Here is a 19,008-nt window from a genome sequence, read left to right as displayed (position 1 = left end):
CTAGCCTAGCATAACATTGCGAGGAGCGCGGACGCTCTCAACCTCAAGCGCAGAGCCTGCGTATTGGCATGGTGCTTGTAAATGCAATCTTCGTAGTTAAACACAAGCCTCCTGAACCCTAAAGTATTTAGTCATGAAAAAGGTCAGTGTAATTTTCGCCTTTGTGATTCTCTTCACCACTATCTTCAGTGGTTACGCGCAAGCACAGAATAGAATAAGCTCTAGCGCTAAAGGCGCCGTAATTGGTGGTATTGGTGGCGCCGCTGCCGGTGCCCTCATCAACAAGAAGAACCGCGTAGTGGGTGGCGCCGTAGGTGGCGTGGCCGGGGGTGGCCTAGGATATGCCATCGGTCGGAACGCCGACAACAAGCGCCGGGCTGAGGCTGCCCGCGTAGCTGCCGCCCGTCGGGCCGAGCAGCAGCGTGCTGCCGCCTACCGTAAAGGCCTGGCCCAGGGTGCTGCTCGTGCTAAATCCAACACTGCTCTGGCTGCTGCGCCCGTAACAGCCGCTCCGGCTGCTGCAGCTGCTCCGGCCATGATGAACAGCTTCTCGGCTGCTGGTGCTCCTAGCACGTTTGCCATGGGCTCGGCTTACCTGCCTAACCCTGGCTTCGGTCAGCGCGATGCGGCTTATCCTTCTTCGGAGGTGCGTCGTAAGAGCTGGTAATCTCAGTTTAAGCTAGTTGCCCAAAGCCCAGGTACATTACACCTGGGCTTTGTGTTACTTAGCATTTTCTTTTCTCGTTCTGCTCTCATACCAAACCCTTGTTTCCATGAAACCCTTTCTTGGCCTCCTGCTTGGAGGCGCCTTGCTAGCTTCTTGCTCTGGTCAGAAAACCGATGCCCCGGCGGTAAACGTGCAAACGCTCAATCAGCAGTTTATTGGGGCCTGGAACGCCAAAAACACGGCGGCGCTTGATACACTACTGGCCGACGACGTGCAGTATGCCCAGGGCGAAACGCGCTTCAACGGCAAATCGGAAGTATCGGACAAATGGGTGCGCGCCACTATGGGTACCATCTCCGACCTGAAGACCTATACCACCAGCACGGGCACCGATGCTAATACGGCGTACGAGGCGGGTACTTTCTCCACAGATGTGCTACCTGAAGCCCCCGGTCAGCCCCACGGGGAAGGTGAAGGCAACTTTATCCTGCTCTGGAAAAAGCAGAAGAACAACAGCTGGAAGCTGAGCTACGTGCAGCTCGAAGGCTTGCCCGTGAAGGTGCAAAATTAGGCCTAGGCCACTGTAGTCCCCCAACAAAAAGAGGCCTGGCAATATTGCCAGGCCTCTTTTTGTTGATAAGGGGCAGCTTACTCAGCAGAGCCGCCGCTGCCGCTCAAGGTGCCTTTGATTTTGTCGGTAACCGTGCCAATTACAGTATCGGCAGTGGTCATTTGCTCCTTCTGGGCGTGGCCTTCAGGTACTGGAGGCGCCAGTTTGGGCTCGCCGCCGAGAGGGGCCGCTTTCTTTAGGTGGAACTCGCCTTTGCCATCAATAGATGTGCCTTGCGTCCAGCGGCCGCCTTCGGTGGTTTTGTCACCAATGTAGGTGCTCACGAAGGCGTAATTGAAGTCTTTTACTTCTTCGCTTTGCGGGAAGGAGTTGGGGATGGGGTGCACACTATGGAGGCCGCCCAGCTCTTCCAGCACCGCCAGCCACTGGTTTTGGTGCATAGTGTCGCGAGCAATCAGGAACGACAGCATGTCTTTCATGCCAGGGTCGTCGGTCATCTCCCACAGGCGGGTCGCCAATACCCGGCCGGTGCTTTCGGCCATTACATTGGCGTACATATCGGCGGCCAAGTTGCCGCTGCCTACTACCCAGGATCCATTAAACGGCACCCCGTTAGCATCAACGGCCATTGCCGCCATTCCCGAAGACAGGATGTGACGGGGGTCCATGCCGCCAAGCACAGCGCCTACTACTTTATCTTTAGCAAACTCGTCTTGCATGCTGGTAGGCGCCCCTTCTAAGTTGAGGGCGACGGCCGTTGCCAGCATCTCGATGTGCGAAATTTCCTCAGTACCAGTTTCCAGCAGCATGTCGCGGTACTTTACTGGGCCACGGGCACCCCAGGCCTGAAACATATACTGTAGGCACACGCGAATTTCCCCTTCAATGCCACCAATAGCCTGTTGGAGCATGCGTGCGAAAGCGGGGTTGGGCTTGTCTACCCGAACTTTGTACTGGAGTTCTCGGTCGTGATAAAACATGAGGTGGTAAGGTGATGGGTGAAAGGAATAGTAGATAGGCCACTAGTAGTTGTGGACCAGTCTATTGCTATACGCCCTCCTTCATGCTTCTTACCGATGGGTAAATACGGGTTTTCCTCCGTGCTAATACGGTTTTGCCTCCGTACATTGTACTACAAACTCAACTGTTTAACTAGCCCCAGTTACTCAATCGGCAGGCCGGTTCACGTACTCTTCCCCATCGTACACGGGCGCCATGTTCTGCTCTTCATCCTGAGTGAACAGGCGTGAGCGAATCAGGAACCGCACACCCAGCGGTATCTCAAGGGAGAAGCTCGCGCCCCGGCCTTTGGTCACGTCAATGGTTAGTTGCGTGTGCTTCCAATAGTCAAACTGCGCGGCGCTCATGAAAAAGTCGCAGCCGTGAATCTGGCCTAGCCACACGTCGTTGGCGCCTACCCGGAACTCTCCGGCCGCAAAGCACATGGGCGAAGAACCGTCGCAGCAACCTCCGCTCTGGTGAAACATGAGAGGGCCGTGCTCGTCGCGCAGCAGGTCAATGGTAGCTTCGGCGGCGGGCGTAACCAGCACGCGTGGGGTGGGTTCAGCAGACATATGCATATGGGATGAGAAATACATAAATACACAAGGGGGCAGATAGTAGCCTAGGCCACTGCCTGCCCCTTTGTGTACTGACCACTGGCCTAGAAGAAGCCGAGCTTCTGCTGGCTGTAGCTGATGAGCATGTTCTTGTTTTGGCGGTAGTGCGAGAGCATCATCTTGTGATTCTCTCGCCCAAAGCCCGACGATTTATAGCCACCGAAGGGCGCGCCGGCGGGGTAGTCGTGGTAGCAGTTTACCCACACGCGGCCGGCCTGAATGGCACGGGGCACTTGGTACAGCTCGTGGGCATCGCGGGTCCAGACGCCGGCGCCTAGGCCATAAAGCGTGTCGTTGGCAATGGCAATGGCTTCCTCGGTGGTTTTGAAGGTGGTTACCGACAGCACCGGCCCAAATATTTCTTCCTGAAAGATGCGCATTTTGTTGTGGCCGCGGAACACAGTGGGCTGAATGTAGTAGCCCTCGGCCAGGGCCCCGTCTTCCTGCTGGTAGGCGTCGCCGCCGGTCAGCACTTCGGCGCCTTCGGCCTTGCCAATCTCCAGGTAGCTCAGGATTTTCTCGAACTGGTCGTTGCTGGCCTGGGCGCCCATCATGGTTTCCATATCCAAGGGGTTGCCTAACCGGATGGCCTTCACGCGCTCAATCACGCGGGGCATCAGCTCGTCGTAAATGTCTTCGTGCACCAGCATGCGCGAGGGGCAAGTGCAGATTTCGCCCTGGTTGAGGGCAAACATCACGGCGCCTTCAATAGCTTTATCGAGGAAGTCGTCGTCGGCATCCATCACCGATTTAAAGAAGATGTTCGGCGACTTGCCGCCCAGCTCCATGGTCACGGGGATGATGTTTTCGGAAGCGTACTGCATAATCAGGCGGCCTGTGGTGGTTTCGCCGGTAAACGACACCTTCTGAATTCGCGGCGACGAAGCCAGCGGCTTGCCCGCTTCCAGCCCGAAGCCATTCACTACGTTTACCACACCGGCCGGCAGCAGGTCCTGAATCAGCTCCATGAGTACCATGATGGAGGCGGGCGTCTGCTCGGCGGGCTTCATCACCACGCAGCAGCCGGCGGCCAGGGCCGGGGCCAGTTTCCAGGTAGCCATCAGCAGCGGGAAGTTCCAGGGAATAATCTGGCCTACCACGCCCAAGGGCTCGTTGATGTTTAAAGAGAGCGTGGTTTCGTTCAGCTCGGTAGCGGAGCCTTCTTCGGCCCGAATAACGCTGGCGAAATACCGGAAGTGGTCTACTACCAGCGGCAGGTCGGCGTTGAGGGTTTCGCGGATGGCTTTGCCGTTTTCCACGCACTCCACGGCGGCTAGGTGCTGCAGATTTTGCTCAATCACGTCGGCAATCTTCATCAGCATATTGCTGCGCGTAGTGGCCGAAGAGTGCTTCCAGGTTTCGAAGGCTTTATGCGCCGCATCCAGGGCCAGCTCAATATCTTCCTTGGTACTGCGGGCCACTTTGCAAAAAGCCTTGCCGTCGATGGGCGAAGGGTTTTCGAAGTACTGGCCTTTCACCGGGGCCACCCATTTGCCGCCGATGAAGTTGTCGTAGTGTGACTTGAACTTGGGCCGGTCAACGAGCGTGATGGGTTTTTCTAGGGTTTCCATGGTGCGAGTAGGCGGTTAGGTTTAGATAGCCCAAGCTAGGCCTCTTTCGGTCGGCTACGGTTCACCTATTCTCTCACAAAAGCCACCTATCGTCGCAAGTTGGTGGCGTACTAAGTGAGGACTTACTATCTTGTAGTAGTTGCGCGTTCATCCTGGCAAGTACGTTTTCAGAACAGCCCATGCCTCACTCCCACCTGCCCGCTCCCATTGCTCTGCACCACCCTGAAAAGCTGACTAGCCTGGTGGAAAATCGCACGGTGTACTCCTTGGAAGCCTTTGAGCTGAACGTGTTTGAAACCCACCAAGCGGCGCACCAAGTACCACTAAGTATGGGCAACTTAGTGCTTACGACCATGCTGCGCGGCAAGAAAGTGATGTACCTGGCGGGCCAGCCGGCGTTTGAGTACTTGCCCGGCGAGTCGGTGATTGTGGGCGAGAACCAGACCATGGTGATTGACTTTCCGGATGCCGACGAAGCTCACCCCACCCAGTGCCTGGCCGTGGCCATTCCTACCGACACCATCCGGCAAACCGTGGACCTGCTCAACGAGGAGCACCCCCGCGCCGAGGAGCACCTGCCCTGGCAGCTAGATACTACGGAGCACGCCCACTTCCAGAACACGCCCGAGCTGACGGGCACCCTGGAGCGCCTAGTGCAGCTCTCCCGCGACACGGGCCGCGTAAAAGATGTGCTGGCGGGCTTTACAATTCAGGAAATGCTGGTGCGCCTGATGCAAACTCAGGCCCGGCAGCTGCTCTTCCACAATTACGCCCAGCACCTCACCTCCCACCGCTTTGCGCACGTGGTGCAGTACATCAAGCAGCACCTCACGGAGCAGCTCACCGTGGAAAAGCTCAGTGAACTAGCGTGCATGAGCAAAGCCACTTTCTTTCGGGTGTTCAAGCGCGAGCTAGGCCTCACTCCCGTCGAGTATATCATTCAAGAGCGGCTGGCTGAAGCCAAGCGCTTGCTCCGCAATCCGCTCTCCACCGTGGCCGACGTGTGTTTTCGGGCAGGCTTCAACAACACGGCGTATTTCCAGAAGTTGTTTAAGCAATACGAGGGCATGACGCCGGGCCTGTATAAAAAGCAGTATGGCCTATAAGGTTAAGGACTGACTCCCTTCGTTAGTGCCGCTAGGCCTGTCCGCTACCTCTGCCTGCGGGTTTTGGCACAACCTTCTGTATCAAAACTCTGTTACCTGAGGCCACGTAGGCCGCTGGCCCATTTGCAGCGGCTCTAATTTACCTCATGAAAGAAGTAGCAGCGGCTGATGTTCAGCCAGTGATGGAGGACGTTCGTCCTACCTCTTCCACCCCTCTCGCCCCGGCGTTGGTTTGGCTAATGGCCATCACCTGCGGGCTGGTAGTAGCTAATATTTATTACAACCAGCCCCTGCTAGCCGAGATCGGACGTACGTTCGGCTTGTCGGAGAGTCGCGTCAGCCTGATTGCCACCATTACACAGGTTGGCTATACGCTAGGCCTGTTGTTTGTGGTGCCACTAGGCGACAAGCGCGAACGAAAAAGCCTGACGCTGCTGCTGCTGCTGTGTGCTGCAATTTGCATGGCCGGAGCAGCCATTGCCCCCACGTTTGCCTTGCTGGCTGCGGCTAGCCTGCTCATTGGGCTCTTTTCGGCCGTGCCGCAGCTCCTGATTCCGATGGCTGCTTCCCTGGCCAGCGACGAGGAGCGCGGCCGAGTAGTGGGCAAGGTAATGAGTGGCCTACTGATTGGGATTTTGCTCTCGCGCACCATCAGTGGCTACGTGGGGGCCCACTTTGGGTGGCGCACTATGTTCTGGGCCGGTGCCGGCGTAATGGTAGTATTAACGGCTATTCTGGCCCGCATGCTGCCGCGTAATCAACCACAGTTTGCCGGAAGCTACAGTAGTCTGCTCCGATCATTGGGCACGCTCACGACGGAGTTGCCGGTACTGCGCCGCTCGGCGCTAGTGGGCGCGTGCATGTTTGCCGGCTTCAGCGCCTTCTGGACCACCCTGGTCTTCTTCCTGGAAAGCCCTGCCTACCGCTACGGCAGCGACATTGCCGGTCTGTTTGGGCTAATTGGTGCCAGCGGAGCCTTTGCGGCCTCGTTTGCCGGCAAAAGCGCTGATAGCAAAGGAGCCGACTACGCCCTCAACCTCGGGATTTTGCTGTTTCTAGGTGCGTACGTGCTGCTAGGCTTTGGTGGTTATTATCTGCTAGGCCTCATCGTGGGGGTTATCATCCTCGATGTAGGCCAGCAGATGACTCACATTTCCAACCAGGCCCGCATTTTCACGTTGCGCCCCGAGGCCCGCAGCCGCCTCAACACGGTGTACATGACAGCCTGTTTCATTGGCGCCTCCATGGGCTCTTTCTTGGGCGGCATTGCCTGGGACCATTTTCACTGGCCGGGCGTATGCGGCGTAGGCCTAGCCTTTGTTATACTGGCTTACCTGCTAAACCGCTTCTACGGCCACACCTCTAGCAGCACGGTGGCCTAGGGAAAGCTTAGGTAAAAAAAGACGGAAAGAAGTTTCTGTTCAGGTAACATAGCCTCAGCCGCTTGGTTGAGGCTGTGTTATGTTTAGGATTTACTTGCTACACATATGATTTATAATCAATTAAACACGAACCCCTTATACCACCCGCATTACTGGAACCAGATCAGAACAATTTCATGAATCTATACCAATCAGGACCTTTATAGGTACCGTTGGGGTTAGAACAGATACCTTTATTTTTCTTTTAGTGGCCAAGGCAGTGCGCATTGCTTTAGCGTAGCACTGTTTTCGATGACCAAGCCCCTCAAATTTCTTAATGCCAACCGCTCTACCTTTTTCGCCACGGTGCGCGAGCGAGTTGATGTCTACTTCCAAAGCCAGGACCTCTCCCGGCACGCTAACGGGGCCATGTGGGCCAAGACCGTTCTTTTTCTGGTAGCTTTTGCGGGACTTTATGGGTTGATTATCTCCGGGCAGTTTGGCCCTTGGGTAATGTTGCTCTTAGCCGGTCTGCTAGGCGCCTGTTGCGCTTTTATCGGCTTCAACATCTGTCACGATGCCCTCCACGGCGCCTTTTCAGCCAACAAACGGGTAAACAAAGGCTTTAGCTTGCTCTTCAATCTGATTGGCGCCAACCCCTACGTGTGGACGATTACCCACAACATCGTTCACCACACCTATACCAACATTCCGGGCCACGACGAGGATATCGAGGTAGCCCCCGGACTAATTCGGTTATCAGAGGAAGAGCCCGTGCGGCCCTGGCAGCGCTTTCAGCACCTGTATGCTTTTCCGCTGTACGGGCTGGCTTCCCTTTCCTGGGTGCTGCGCAAAGACTACATCAAGTTTTTCAGGCCAAAAATCGGGCAGCACCCCACCCCGCAACACCCGCGTAAGGAATATGTGAATCTGTTCGTTTACAAGGCGCTCTACTACCTGCTGTTTATTGTGTTGCCGCTAGTAGTACTGGATATCACCTGGTGGCAATTTATCATCGGCTTTCTAACTCTGCATTTGGTAGAAGGATTTGTGCTAGGCCTGGTGTTTCAGTTAGCCCATGTGGTAGAAGGCACGGCTTTCCCCTCGCCTGATGAAACCGGCGACGTGCAAGAAGCCTGGGCCGTGCATCAGCTCCGGACTACGGCCAACTTTGCACCCCGCAGCGCAATTGCCAGCTTCCTGTGCGGCGGCCTAAACCGGCAGATTGAGCACCACTTATTTCCGCGTATCTGCCACATTCACTATCCGGCTCTAGCCAAGATTGTGCAGCAAACTGCCTTAGAGTTCGAGCTTCCCTACCTGGAAAACCCTTCGTTCTTCCTGGCTTTACGTTCTCACTACCGCATGCTGCGCCAGTTTGGCCGAACCGCCTAAAGATTATTTCTCTAGAAGATTTGCTAGGCCACAACTAGCTTGAATAGCAAAAGCCCCGACCTAATGGCCGGGGCTTTTGGTTATTATTTATCTTGAAGTTGACTAGGCCTCCAAGCGGCTAAGGCATAGTTCTAAGCTGTCGCGCCAGTGCGGAATGGCTACGCCCAGCTGTGCTTTGGCCTTCGACTTGTCCATAACGGAGTAGGCTGGGCGGGTAGCTTTAGTAGGGTATTCAGCGGTGCGAATGGGCAGCGTCCGGACGGTGGTGTTGCTCAGCTCGAAGATGGCTTTGGCGAAGTCGTACCACGAAGTCAGACCCTCGTTGCTGTAGTGATAGATGCCGTACTGCTGGTTTTGGGTTTCAATGATGGTGAGAATGCAGCCTGCCAGATCGATGGCATAAGTGGGCGTACCTACCTGGTCCCAGATAACTTTCATCTCATCCCGCTCACGTCCGTACTTCAGCATCGTCTTCACGAAGTTGTTGGCGTATTCTGAGTACAGCCAGCTGGTGCGCAGAACAAAGAACTTCTCGGTGTACTCTGATATTACCTGCTCGCCTTCCAGCTTCGTTAGGCCGTACACGCTGATGGGCGCGGCCTCGTCGGTTTCCGTCAGGGGCTGATTGCCGGTGCCGGCAAACACGAAATCGGTGGAAATTTGGATGAGCGTGGTACCAAACTCCGCGCACTGCTTGCTCAGGTTCGCCACGCCGTCGCGGTTGACTTTACGGGCTACTTCTACGTCATCTTCCGCCTTGTCAACAGCGGTATAGGCAGCACAATTGATGCAATAGGCTGGCTGGTACTGGGCAAAAGCGGCGTGTAGTACCTCCGGCTTTAGAATATCTGCTTGCTCCTCGGGCAGAAACACGATATCGGTGATGCCTTTCTCCCGTGCCACGTGCTGCAAGCACTGTCCTAACTGGCCAGACGCACCAAATACAATTATTTTACTCATTACTGCGGAGAGATTTAGGGTGAGCGTGGCCTAGACTAATGGCGCAGCCACCTGCTGTAGTTTCGGCCGCAATTTAGGGTTTTCGCCTATCGACCATCCAGCAAATTTTTACTCTCCTTGTTATGCTTGTGTTTGCAACGCAGCTAGGCCACCCCTGTCAGTAGAAATAGTCAATTACCGCTGTCGTAACAACACCGTCTCTCTCGCCTACTGGCCTAGCGCTGCTTGCCCGCCGGGTGGGCGCTTGTTTTTAATGGGCTCAAAGCGCTGCTCCCGGGGCTGCTTTTCACTGAGGTAGCGCCAGTAGCGCAAGGGCATGTGGCGGCGGTGCAGCTTCATATTCTTGCGCTCCGGAATGTTCACGTGGTCGAAGTACGACTGCCAGAGCAGCTTGAACAGCGGCTCCCGTTCGTCAAGCACGGTAGCCGAAATATCGGTGGTGCGCTGGGGCGCGGTGCTTTCAAATTCCACCACATCGGTGCGCGTGAGGTCGTAGTAAAGACCGTAGCGGCGGCGCTTGTCGAAAATCAGCCAGCGCTGGTCGGCGTAACGCTTGGTGAAGTGTGGCGCAATGAGCGGCAGCACGTCAAAATCAGGGTCGATAGTAGCATGAAAAAGCTCGTCGCTGGTTTTCTCAAAGCGCACGAAAGCCTCCATCCGGTGCTTTTCGCGGTACATCTGCTGGGCAATGTGGGCCACGCGGCGCACATCGTCATCGGCGTAGTTCTCGGAGATGTCGCGGCCGGTGCGCATGGCCAAGTCGGCGTAGCGGAAGATGAGCAGTTCCCGGTCGGGCTGCTCACCCAGGAATACGTGAAACAAGCGGGTGCGTGCCTCCTCGTCCATGTGACGCAGCAGGCCATCCCACACGCGGGCCGCCGTGGCTTCATCGGTGTCAACCTGCACGGGCTGCGCAAAGAGGCCACCTTGCACTGAGCCTAGCGGCTGAATAGTGTTGGGCGCGGCCTTGCGGTCGTATATGGCAAACAACACCGAGAGCAGCCCCTCAAACGAGCCATCGTACACGTAATCCAGCGGCGGGTTGCTGAGCGCAGCCACCTTAGGGCGGGCTCCGGCGGCCCCTACTGCAGCAGACGCTGGGGCTGGTTTACGACGAGGTGGGGTGAGGGAACGGCTCATGCAGGCTAGTTCAAGTAGAGGAAGAAGTAGGGTCAGCCGCCAGAAATTCTAGGAGCAGCTTATTCACGGCCGCCGGCTCCTCCTGGTGCAGCCAATGGGTGGCCTTGTCGAAATAAGTCAGCTCGGCATGGTCACACTGGCTTACACTAAGCTGAGCCAACTCGGGCTCCAGAAACGCATCCTTTCGGCCCCACAGAATGCGGACGGGAATACTGATGCGCCCAACCTGACCTACGCGTTTGGCTTTGCGGAAAGCAGCGCGGTACCAGTTGATCATGGCAGTAAGGGCCCCATGTCGGGCCCATGCCGCCACGTATTGCTTCAGGTCTTCACGGGTGAAAGTGCCGGGGCGACTGGTACCCCGCAGAGCGCGCCGACCAAACTGAAACTGATGGCGTCGGAACAGCCGCTCGGGCAGCCAGGGTAGCTGAAAAAAGAAGATGTACCAGCTTTTAACCAGTTGCCCAGGTGCCCGGCGCAACGCCTGGCCTAGCACTGCTGGGTGCGGTACATTCAGAATGGCCACGCGCTTCAGCCGCTCGGGGTGGTGCGCGGCCAGCCACCACGTGACGGCCGCGCCCCAGTCGTGCCCAATTATAAATGCCTGCTGTTCACCCGCTGCATCCAACAGGCCTAGAACGTCAGCCCCTAACTGATCTATGCGGTAGGCAGCCACGCCCGCCGGCTTGTCGGAGAGATTGTAGCCACGCTGATCGGGGACCCACACACGGTAGCCGGCCGCAGCCAGCGCCTCAATCTGGTGACGCCAGCCGTACCAAAACTCCGGAAACCCGTGCAGCAACACTACCAACGGCCCCTCTGCAGGGCCGCACTGCACCACGTGAAGCGTCAGGCCATTGGTGCGGACGAAGGTATACTCAAGTTCATACGTCACCTTCCCTCCTACCGCTCCACCCAGCGTGGGGTTGCGCTGCTAGGCCAGTTTCTAAGCCGCCTCTGAGCGTCGCCCCTGCTTAGCAGCATGAGCCCGGGCAGCTTCTTGATGCAACTGCTGCACCAAAGGGAGTAAGTCAGCAAGTTTACAGCAACAGGCAATCCGGGCTACTTTCATAGGTTTAGCAACTTCAGTAGTGGTAGCCGACGCGTCGGCTGCGCGATGGGAGATAGTCATGGAAGTGGTGTTTACTGGATGAGCTATGGGTTAAGAATGTTGGTTTACTGTAGTATTCCTGTGGCTGCATTTCTCTTCCACCGCTCATCTCACTAGCAGCACATTGCCGGCAACTCAGCTGGCCTGGGCAAACAAATCAAGTTGTTGAGTAACCAGCGCCGAGCGTACGGAGCCAGCTCCGAACAGAATCTGACGACGGATGGTCTGCTCGTCATAGTCACGCTTCTCCAATGCCTGGCCGCGGCAGGTAATGAAGTAGCGGGCGCGCTTAAGCACCACGCCAAACTTCTGCAGGTGATCGAGGGTGATGGGGGCAAACCGGCGGGCCGCCACAATGCGCTTGGCTGAGCGGGCCCCTACGCCCGGAATGCGCAGAATCATCTCGTAGTCGGCGGTATTGATGTCTACCGGAAACACGTGGCGGTTGCGCAGGGCCCAGGCCAGCTTGGGGTCCACTTCCAGGTCGAGGAAGGGGTGCTCAGGGTCCAGAATTTCATCGGCCTGAAAACCGTAGAAGCGCATGAGCCAGTCGGTTTGGTACAGGCGGTGCTCCCGAATTAGGGGCGGCTGCGTGAGCTGGGGCAGGCGGGCGTCATCGGTGATGGGGATATAGCCCGAGTAGTACACCCGCTTCAGGCCGTAGCCTTTGTAGAGCGAGTCGGTGAGCTGAATGATTTGATGGTCATTCTCGGCGGAGGCGCCCACAATAAGCTGAGTGCTCTGGCCGGCCGTGGCAAACTGAGGCACCTTCTTAAATAGCGCCTTCTCCTCCTTATTCTGCTGAATCCCGTCACGAATCTGGGCCATGGGCGTCAGAATCTCCTCGTAGTTCTTCTCCGGAGCCAGATTTTGTAAGCTCATCTCCGAAGGCAGCTCAATATTCACACTCAGGCGGTCGGCGTACAGGCCGGCTTCCTGAATCAGCTCTTCCGAAGCACCCGGAATGGCTTTCACGTGAATGTAGCCATTGAACTTATGCTCGGTGCGGAGCTTTTTGATGATGCGCACGAGGCGCTCCATGGTATAATCGGGCGAGGAAAAGATGCCACTGCTCAGGAACAAGCCCTCGATGTAGTTGCGGCGGTAGAAGTTCATGGTCAGGTCTACCACTTCATCTACTGTGAAGGCGGCACGCTTCACATCGTTGCTCTTCCGCGACACGCAGTAGGCGCAGTCGAAGATGCAATGGTTGGTCAGCAGGATCTTCAGCAGGCTCACGCACCGACCGTCCTCGGTGTAGCTGTGGCAGATGCCCATCCCTTCGGCATTGCCCAGGCCCTTGTTCTCGTTTTTGCGCTTACCACCGCTGCTGGAGCACGATACATCGTACTTCGCGGCATCTGCCAAAATACTTAGCTTTTCCTGGATACGCTCGTTCATACGGGGCGGTTTGTCGGCTTAAAAATAGCAGCTTGCGCCGGATTGCGCAATATATCTTAAGACTAATTTCCTTAGAAATGTTCCCGCAACCTCTTCCTTTCTCTTGGGTTTTGTTCGTGTTTTTTAGCGCCCACGCGGCGCTAGGCCACTGCAGGAAATCAAGCATAAAAGCGGCGTAAGCTGTACCTTGCAAGAGGCTAGCCGCGGGCTACTGTTGACCTATGAAGTATCTGGTATGTTTGGGCGTCTTGTGGGGGCTGATAGGCCTAGGCCTGACCGCACCCGCGGTGGCCCAAACCACACCCGCAGCGGCACCCGCGGATACTATTACGCGGCCCGCGGCCCGGCGCGACTCCCTGCGGCGGCGCTTTGATGAGGAGCGTATGCTCAACAGCTTAAAGGCCTACACCAAGCGCAAGACCATTGCGGGTAAGATTACGTCGGCGCTGTTCAACTTCACGGAGCGCCGCGAGGACAAAGCCGGGCTCGACGCCGTGTTGCTAGACCGACAGTTTGATCAGCACAGCTACAAGATTGTGCGCAGCATCAACATCCGCACGCTCGATGCCTTCGGCTTCAGCATTACCGACTCAACGCGCATTCCGCGCAACATTCTGGAGAAAACGGGCAACACGTTCCACATCAAAACCACCCGTTCGCGCATCCGGCAGGTACTGCTGTTCCGGGTGGGCGACGAGCTGGAGCCGCAGGATTTGTCGGAGTCGGAGCGTTTGCTGCGCCAAACTTCTGAGATTCTGGATGCGCGCGTGTTCGTGAATGAGCGCACTGCCACCGCCGACAGCGTAGATATTCAGGTCATCACGAAGGACGTGTTCAGCATCAGTGGCTCCTTTCAGCTGCGCGATGTGGGCGCCGGCGGCATTGGCCTACGCGACATTAACTTCCTAGGCCAGGGCCACCAAATTCGGAACCGCCTCGACTATGGCCGCACCGATACGGGTCCCGGTGCCCAGAGCTGGCGCTACATTGGCAGCTACCTAGTGCCCTTCCGTAACTTCTTCTATGGGCAGGCGCTCTACCGCAACGAAACCCGCAATGAAGAAACTACGCTACGCTTCAGCCGCGACTTTTACTCCGTAAACACGCGCTACGCCGGGGCCCTGAGCTACCAACGCCGCAATGGTATCGTGGCTACCTCCGGCGACGGCTCCGCCGAAGACCCGTACGTGTTCACGCCCCAGCGCTACAACGTGCAAGATGCCTGGCTGGGTCGGGCGTTTCATTTACGCAGCTATGATCTGGGCTACGAGAACCCCGGCCGCCTGATTGTCTCAGCTCGTAACATCCGTACCAGCTTCGATAAGCGCGCCTACCCGAACGATTACAACTCCAACCTCTTCCTGGGTACCGTGGGCTACAGCGTGCGGCGTTATTATAAGGATAAGTACCTATTTGGCTTTGGACGGACCGAAGACATTCCGACGGGTACCCTGGCCAGCTTTACCACGGGCTACGAGTTTAACGAGCGAAGCAACCGCCGCTACTACGGAGCCCGCTTGGCCTACGCCCGCTACAACCCCCAGCACGGCTACTTATATGTGAATGCCGAAGTAGGCAGCTACCAGCGTGTGTACGATCAAGATTGGCAACAGGGCTCGTTGGGCCTGGAAATGCTGTTTTTCACGCGCCTTTACCATACAGGCAACTACCAGTGGCGCCACTTTCTCTGGACGCGCAACATTATTGGGCTTAACCGGCAGGAGGGCGAGCGGCCCCTGAGCATTGAGGGAGAGCATGGGTTGCGGGGGTTCCGGCCCGGCGAATTGCTGCTGGGAACTAGTCGCGTGGTCCTCAATTACGAGACGACCATGTTCACGCCGGTATCGTTTCTGGGGTTCCGGATGGCGGCCATTGCCTTTGCGGACGTAGCCTGGCTGAACGCCGACGCCCCCAATCGGCCGCTGCCGCTCTACCGGGCCCCATATACGGGCTTTGGACTGGGGCTTCGCTTCCGCAACGAGTATGCCGCCCTGCGCACTATTCAGATTTCGTTTGGATTTTACCCGCGGGGTATGAGTACCCCCAACGGCATTCGCATCTTCGAGAACTCGCGGCCGTATTACGACTTCAGCGACTTTAGCTTCGGTCAGCCTGGGGCGGTGCGTTATCAGTAAGGCGGGTAGCCCCACCGCCCTGGTATGGCAGAGTCTAGGCCACCCGTTTGGGGTGGGCTGCTTTCCTCATTTTCAAAGGTACCTTTGTCTCCCGGCTTGGGCTGCGAGTAGTCGCCGAGCAATGGGGCACTAATTGGAGAACTATGAATCTTGGTGATTTCAACGAACTGGAAGTAGCCCGCGAGGTCGACTTCGGCATGTACCTCACTTCCGACGATGGCGACCTGCTGTTGCCGCGCAAATACATTCCGGAAGGCACCCAAGTGGGTGATGTGCTGCGCGTGTTTGTGTACCGCGACTCCGAAGACCGCCTGATTGCCACCACGCTGGAGCCCTACGCCCGCGTAGGCCAGTTCGCGGCTCTCACCGTCCGCGACGTTACCTCCACTGGTGCTTTCCTCGATTGGGGCCTGGAGAAAGACCTACTGCTGCCCTACAGCAACTTGCGCCGCAACCTGCGCCCCGGCGAGCGGGCCACCGTATTTGTGTACCTCGACGAAAACTCTGACCGCATTGTGGCCTCGGCAAAGTGGGAATGGTTTCTCAGCGACGCCCCCTTCCCAGGCAAAGAAGGTGATGCCGCCGACCTGTTTGTGGCCGAAGAAACCGACTTAGGCTACAAAGTAATTGTTGATGGCACCCACCAGGGCTTGCTCTACCACAATGAGGTATTTAAGCCCCTGCGCTTGGGCGACGTGCACACCGGCTACATCCGCCAGATCCGGCCCGATGGCAAGCTCGACCTCAGCCTCCAGCGCCCCGGCTACGATGAGGCCCTGGCCGCCGCCGATACGTTACTGGAGGCTCTGCGCCAGGCCGGTGGCACCTTGCCCCTCGGTGACAAAAGTGAGCCCGAAGACGTGTACCGCCGCCTGGGCATGAGCAAAAAAGTGTTTAAAAAAGCGCTCGGGACGCTCTACAAGCGCGGACAGGTACAGCTGGAGCCCGAGCAAACACGGTTAGTTGCGGGTCAGTAAAGCGCCCATTTCTTGCAAAAAAGCCCTCTACAGCGTTACGTTTACTGGCCTAGCCAGCACAATTCGTAACGCTGTAGAGGGCTTTTCTGTAGGAAACCGATCCTATTCATATAACCTGCCGTTCATTATTTAGGCAACGTAGCAGCGGCTTTTTGTATCTGGCGTACTGGTGGCGCACCGTTCAGAAACGGTTTACGTATTGCTGTTGATGCGCCGGCTCCCTCCTCTCTCAACCTCGCCGTGCCCGAGTTATCATGCAGAAAACCGCACTTATTGCCGGTGCTAGTGGCCTAGTGGGCAGTCAGCTGCTGCCGTTGCTGCTGGCTTCTGACCGGTATGCCCGCGTTATTGCCGTTGGCCGTCGTCCTCTCCCGATAGTGCACCCCAAGCTGGAGCAGCGCATCTTCGATCTTGAACAACTAGAAGAACACCGGCTTCAGCTCATTGCAGATGATGTGTATTGTTGCCTGGGCACCACGCTCCGGCAGGCAGGTAGCAAGGAAGCATTTTACCGGGTTGATTTTTTGTACGTGGTGAAGCTGGCCGCACTTACCGCCGCCAACTTTGCCGCCCAATTTATGCTGGTCTCGGCTATGGGAGCCGATGCATCCTCGCGCTTCTACTACAACCGTGTGAAAGGCGAAATGGAGGAAGCCGTGCGCGAGGCTCCTTTCCGGGCAATCCATATTTTTCGTCCATCCTTATTGCTGGGCCAGCGCGCAGAAAAGCGCCTGGGTGAGCAGATTGGAGCTGTGCTACTCCGGGCCCTACGCCCCGTATTAGTGGGTCCGCTACGCCCCTACCGCGCTATTGAGGCCAATACAGTGGCCCGGGCTATGCTCTCCGCTGCCCAAGACGAGGGAGGTGGCATCCGGGTGCACTCTTCTGAGGCCATTGCTCAGGCTGGTAACCGATTAATAAAGTAAGGAAGTAAAATTCGAAGGCAACTTGTACTTTTGCCGGACGTTTACCTTTCTTCCTTATTTGTTTACGCATGAAGCGTCTGGTTTTAGTTTTGATGTTCCTAGTCCTGCTAGGTAGTGTTGGCGCCTCTGCGCAGAGCAAGAAAAAAAGCAGTGGCGGCGGGTCCGGCTACAGCACCGGCATAGGACTACGCGGCGGTGGCTGGTCGTCGGGCCTGACCGTGAAGCACTTTCTGAGCGGTAAAAACAATGTCGCCTTCGAGGGACTCCTGACGCGTGAGTACGCTGCCCGCGGCGGTCGTTTAACACTGCTTCTAGAGAAGCACCTGCCGGTATCTGACTTTAAAGGCCTGCAGTTTTATTACGGGGCCGGTGCCCACATTGGCTCTTACCAAGGTCGTTACTACTTCGAGGATGTGCGCTTCCGCCGTGGCAAGCGCTACGACTACTACCGCACGTACTGGTACGATGAGACCAACTACATAGTGGGTGGTGCCGACCTGATCCTGGGTCTAGAGTATAAAATGGAAGACCTGCCCTTCGTTATCGGCGTCGATTACAAACCTTTCTTTGAGGTGTTCGATGGGTACACCGGTTTCTACAACGATGCCGCCGTTAGCCTGCGCTTCGTATTCTAGGCCTCTTTAGTAGCTACAATTCCAACAAAAAGCCCTCCTGCTTTCACAGGAGGGCTTTTTGTTGGAATACATTTACCGCTTATCGTACACGGTACAAGCGGTGCGGCCGCATATTGTAGCTGTTGTAGTAGGGCCGCTGGGTAGGTACTAACACTGGTCGGCGTGGCTGCACTATTACTGGCCTACGCGGCTCAACTACCATCACACGGGCCGGGCGGGGGCGGTAGTACGGTCTAGGCCTGTACGGATACCCATAGCCATAATACGGATAAGGCGCGGGGGCCGGGCTTACTACCACCCCAGGCTGAGCCGTAGCCACACAGCCCGTAAGCGTAGCAGCTGATACCAACAGAGCTAAGAAGAAAATCGAATGTTTCAGGTAAGTTTTCATATGTCAGAGGTGCCACGTATCAGCGGCTGATTTATCCATTAGACCCCGGAAAGTCCCTGAGGTTTAATGGGTATTCTTCTTCTGCCTCTTATGCTCCTGGTACATTTCAACTAGCTAATAAGTAAAATAACCTGCTATACCCCTGCGCACTGTTTATACAGCTTGCAGTATATAGTGCCTTAAGTGTGATATAGGCCTGTTTAAGCAGCAATTTGCCTAGTAATAATTTTCAACTTATTAACTATCAAACTATTATACACACAATAAATACATATATCTGAGTCTATATTATGCAATAAGCCGAGGCCTACAGCGCATGTAAACCTCGGCTTATATATGAAAAGCGACGAGTAGGAAGCCTTACTTCTTTTTGGTGCTGTATTCCGTGTTAAGGTGTTTGAGCACTGGGGTAGTAATGTCCAGATCCTTGCGCCCGTAGGCAATGGTGCCGCTGGGAGCCGCAATCAGGATGAGGCGGTACCCATTCTGCTTGCCGTACACTTCCACCTGCTTGTTGATGCGCTCCAGTACCTGCTGGGTCATTTTGGCTTCTTCTTCCTGAGCCTGGCGCTGCAGCTTCTCCTGCTCTTGCGCTACCTGCACTTGACGGCCCTGCAGCTGCTGCTCAGTAGTAGCCCGCTGCTCGGCAGTCATGCCGGCGGCTTGCTGCTGGTACTTCTGCACGGCACTCTGGAAGCCTTGCACCAGGTTTTTGTTTTGCGCCTCCCACCGTTTGGCCTTGGCCTCAAAGCTCCGGCGGGCATCTTTCATACCTTGGTAGCCATCCAGCAGTTTGCCCGATTCAACGTAGGCCACCTTGTCGGTGTCGGCTACGGCGGTGAGGTCGGCGGGTTCTTTGGTGGCCACGGCAGCCGTGGTTGAGTCGGTGGATTTTACGGCGGCTACAGGCTTGCGAGCGGGGGCAGCGGCGGGCTTATTGGCGAAATGCAGATAAAAGAGAACCGCGACGGCCAGGACCAGAATCGCGTTAATTACCAGTTGAAGCGAGTTTTTCATTCGAGAGATAAGAGAGAAAGAAAGC

17 protein-coding genes are annotated in these 19,008 nt (G+C 56.3%); 9 read left to right on the top strand and 8 right to left on the bottom strand.

Annotated features, from left to right (window positions below):
- Positions 1–133: 133 nt before the first annotated feature.
- A complete protein-coding gene (locus EU556_RS08670; protein ID WP_135433253.1) occupies positions 134–667 on the top strand; it encodes a glycine zipper 2TM domain-containing protein in 534 nt (177 codons plus the stop codon).
- Between the two features lie 106 nt (positions 668–773).
- Complete coding sequence (locus EU556_RS08665; RefSeq protein ID WP_135433251.1) at positions 774–1,238, top strand: YybH family protein; 465 nt, start codon at positions 774–776, stop codon at positions 1,236–1,238.
- A gap of 77 nt (positions 1,239–1,315) precedes the next feature.
- Here the strand turns inward: EU556_RS08665 and EU556_RS08660 are convergent, their stop codons facing one another.
- The 3 genes from EU556_RS08660 to EU556_RS08650 all read right to left on the bottom strand — a co-directional run bounded on the left by EU556_RS08660 (position 1,316) and on the right by EU556_RS08650 (position 4,428).
- Positions 1,316–2,218: a manganese catalase family protein gene (locus EU556_RS08660; RefSeq protein ID WP_135433249.1), complete on the bottom strand. Its 903-nt coding sequence runs from the start codon at positions 2,216–2,218 to the stop codon at positions 1,316–1,318.
- 186 nt (positions 2,219–2,404) lie between these two features.
- Positions 2,405–2,812, bottom strand: coding sequence for a DUF779 domain-containing protein (locus tag EU556_RS08655; RefSeq protein ID WP_135433247.1), 408 nt, complete (start codon positions 2,810–2,812; stop codon positions 2,405–2,407).
- 89 nt (positions 2,813–2,901) lie between these two features.
- Positions 2,902–4,428: an aldehyde dehydrogenase family protein gene (locus EU556_RS08650; RefSeq protein WP_135433245.1), complete on the bottom strand. Its 1,527-nt coding sequence runs from the start codon at positions 4,426–4,428 to the stop codon at positions 2,902–2,904.
- A gap of 179 nt (positions 4,429–4,607) precedes the next feature.
- Between EU556_RS08650 and EU556_RS08645 the strand changes: the two genes are divergently transcribed.
- The 3 genes from EU556_RS08645 (at position 4,608) to EU556_RS08635 (ending at position 8,290) form a co-directional block, all read left to right on the top strand.
- Positions 4,608–5,534 carry an AraC family transcriptional regulator gene (locus EU556_RS08645; protein ID WP_135433243.1) on the top strand — a complete coding sequence of 309 codons (927 nt, stop codon included), beginning with the start codon at positions 4,608–4,610 and terminating at the stop codon, positions 5,532–5,534.
- Between the two features lie 146 nt (positions 5,535–5,680).
- Positions 5,681–6,916 (top strand): MFS transporter, encoded by a 1,236-nt coding sequence (locus EU556_RS08640; protein WP_245327531.1) that lies wholly within the window; start codon positions 5,681–5,683, stop codon positions 6,914–6,916.
- 291 nt (positions 6,917–7,207) lie between these two features.
- Positions 7,208–8,290: a fatty acid desaturase family protein gene (locus tag EU556_RS08635; protein WP_135433241.1), complete on the top strand. Its 1,083-nt coding sequence runs from the start codon at positions 7,208–7,210 to the stop codon at positions 8,288–8,290.
- A gap of 102 nt (positions 8,291–8,392) precedes the next feature.
- On the opposite strand, the gene rfbD is transcribed toward EU556_RS08635, so the two are convergent.
- From rfbD to EU556_RS08615, 4 genes are all read right to left on the bottom strand, one after another.
- On the bottom strand, positions 8,393–9,250 hold the full coding sequence (gene rfbD, locus EU556_RS08630; RefSeq protein WP_135433239.1) for a dTDP-4-dehydrorhamnose reductase: 858 nt from the start codon (positions 9,248–9,250) through the stop codon (positions 8,393–8,395).
- 207 nt (positions 9,251–9,457) lie between these two features.
- The gene (locus EU556_RS08625; RefSeq protein WP_135433237.1) at positions 9,458–10,390 is read right to left on the bottom strand and encodes a TIGR03915 family putative DNA repair protein; all 933 of its coding nucleotides are present in this window, start codon (positions 10,388–10,390) and stop codon (positions 9,458–9,460) included.
- 10 nt (positions 10,391–10,400) lie between these two features.
- Positions 10,401–11,285 (bottom strand): alpha/beta fold hydrolase, encoded by an 885-nt coding sequence (locus EU556_RS08620; RefSeq protein ID WP_135433235.1) that lies wholly within the window; start codon positions 11,283–11,285, stop codon positions 10,401–10,403.
- A gap of 351 nt (positions 11,286–11,636) precedes the next feature.
- Complete coding sequence (locus EU556_RS08615) at positions 11,637–12,902, bottom strand: putative DNA modification/repair radical SAM protein (protein ID WP_135433233.1); 1,266 nt, start codon at positions 12,900–12,902, stop codon at positions 11,637–11,639.
- A 221-nt stretch (positions 12,903–13,123) separates the two neighbouring features.
- Here EU556_RS08615 and EU556_RS08610 point away from each other — a divergent pair, with 221 nt between their 5' ends.
- The 4 genes from EU556_RS08610 to EU556_RS08595 all read left to right on the top strand — a co-directional run bounded on the left by EU556_RS08610 (position 13,124) and on the right by EU556_RS08595 (position 17,575).
- Complete coding sequence (locus EU556_RS08610; protein WP_135433231.1) at positions 13,124–15,037, top strand: BamA/TamA family outer membrane protein; 1,914 nt, start codon at positions 13,124–13,126, stop codon at positions 15,035–15,037.
- 143 nt (positions 15,038–15,180) lie between these two features.
- Positions 15,181–16,014 (top strand): CvfB family protein, encoded by an 834-nt coding sequence (locus EU556_RS08605; RefSeq protein WP_135433229.1) that lies wholly within the window; start codon positions 15,181–15,183, stop codon positions 16,012–16,014.
- Between the two features lie 254 nt (positions 16,015–16,268).
- Complete coding sequence (locus EU556_RS08600; RefSeq protein WP_135433227.1) at positions 16,269–16,940, top strand: NAD-dependent epimerase/dehydratase family protein; 672 nt, start codon at positions 16,269–16,271, stop codon at positions 16,938–16,940.
- Between the two features lie 68 nt (positions 16,941–17,008).
- Positions 17,009–17,575, top strand: a complete 567-nt coding sequence (locus tag EU556_RS08595; RefSeq protein WP_135433225.1) for a hypothetical protein — start codon at positions 17,009–17,011, stop codon at positions 17,573–17,575.
- A gap of 751 nt (positions 17,576–18,326) precedes the next feature.
- Here the strand turns inward: EU556_RS08595 and EU556_RS08590 are convergent.
- Positions 18,327–18,983 (bottom strand): OmpH family outer membrane protein, encoded by a 657-nt coding sequence (locus tag EU556_RS08590; protein ID WP_135433223.1) that lies wholly within the window; start codon positions 18,981–18,983, stop codon positions 18,327–18,329.
- Positions 18,984–19,008: the final 25 nt, after the last annotated feature.

This window comes from Hymenobacter fodinae (assembly GCF_004745825.1).
GTDB lineage: Bacteria > Bacteroidota > Bacteroidia > Cytophagales > Hymenobacteraceae > Hymenobacter > Hymenobacter fodinae.
This window is presented reverse-complemented; position numbering and strand designations above follow the sequence as displayed.

Bases quoted from the DNA above. Each gene is read 5' to 3' on its own strand.
- EU556_RS08670 (WP_135433253.1), top strand. From the start codon at position 134: ATGAAAAAGGTCAGTGTAATTTTCGCCTTTGTGATTCTCTTCACCACT.
- EU556_RS08665 (WP_135433251.1), top strand. From the start codon at position 774: ATGAAACCCTTTCTTGGCCTCCTGCTTGGAGGCGCCTTGCTAGCTTCT.
- EU556_RS08660 (WP_135433249.1), bottom strand. From the start codon at position 2,218: ATGTTTTATCACGACCGAGAACTCCAGTACAAAGTTCGGGTAGACAAG.
- EU556_RS08655 (WP_135433247.1), bottom strand. From the start codon at position 2,812: ATGTCTGCTGAACCCACCCCACGCGTGCTGGTTACGCCCGCCGCCGAA.
- EU556_RS08650 (WP_135433245.1), bottom strand. From the start codon at position 4,428: ATGGAAACCCTAGAAAAACCCATCACGCTCGTTGACCGGCCCAAGTTC.
- EU556_RS08645 (WP_135433243.1), top strand. From the start codon at position 4,608: ATGCCTCACTCCCACCTGCCCGCTCCCATTGCTCTGCACCACCCTGAA.
- EU556_RS08640 (WP_245327531.1), top strand. From the start codon at position 5,681: ATGAAAGAAGTAGCAGCGGCTGATGTTCAGCCAGTGATGGAGGACGTT.
- EU556_RS08635 (WP_135433241.1), top strand. From the start codon at position 7,208: ATGACCAAGCCCCTCAAATTTCTTAATGCCAACCGCTCTACCTTTTTC.
- rfbD (WP_135433239.1), bottom strand. From the start codon at position 9,250: ATGAGTAAAATAATTGTATTTGGTGCGTCTGGCCAGTTAGGACAGTGC.
- EU556_RS08625 (WP_135433237.1), bottom strand. From the start codon at position 10,390: ATGAGCCGTTCCCTCACCCCACCTCGTCGTAAACCAGCCCCAGCGTCT.
- EU556_RS08615 (WP_135433233.1), bottom strand. From the start codon at position 12,902: ATGAACGAGCGTATCCAGGAAAAGCTAAGTATTTTGGCAGATGCCGCG.
- EU556_RS08610 (WP_135433231.1), top strand. From the start codon at position 13,124: ATGAAGTATCTGGTATGTTTGGGCGTCTTGTGGGGGCTGATAGGCCTA.
- EU556_RS08605 (WP_135433229.1), top strand. From the start codon at position 15,181: ATGAATCTTGGTGATTTCAACGAACTGGAAGTAGCCCGCGAGGTCGAC.
- EU556_RS08600 (WP_135433227.1), top strand. From the start codon at position 16,269: ATGCAGAAAACCGCACTTATTGCCGGTGCTAGTGGCCTAGTGGGCAGT.
- EU556_RS08595 (WP_135433225.1), top strand. From the start codon at position 17,009: ATGAAGCGTCTGGTTTTAGTTTTGATGTTCCTAGTCCTGCTAGGTAGT.
- EU556_RS08590 (WP_135433223.1), bottom strand. From the start codon at position 18,983: ATGAAAAACTCGCTTCAACTGGTAATTAACGCGATTCTGGTCCTGGCC.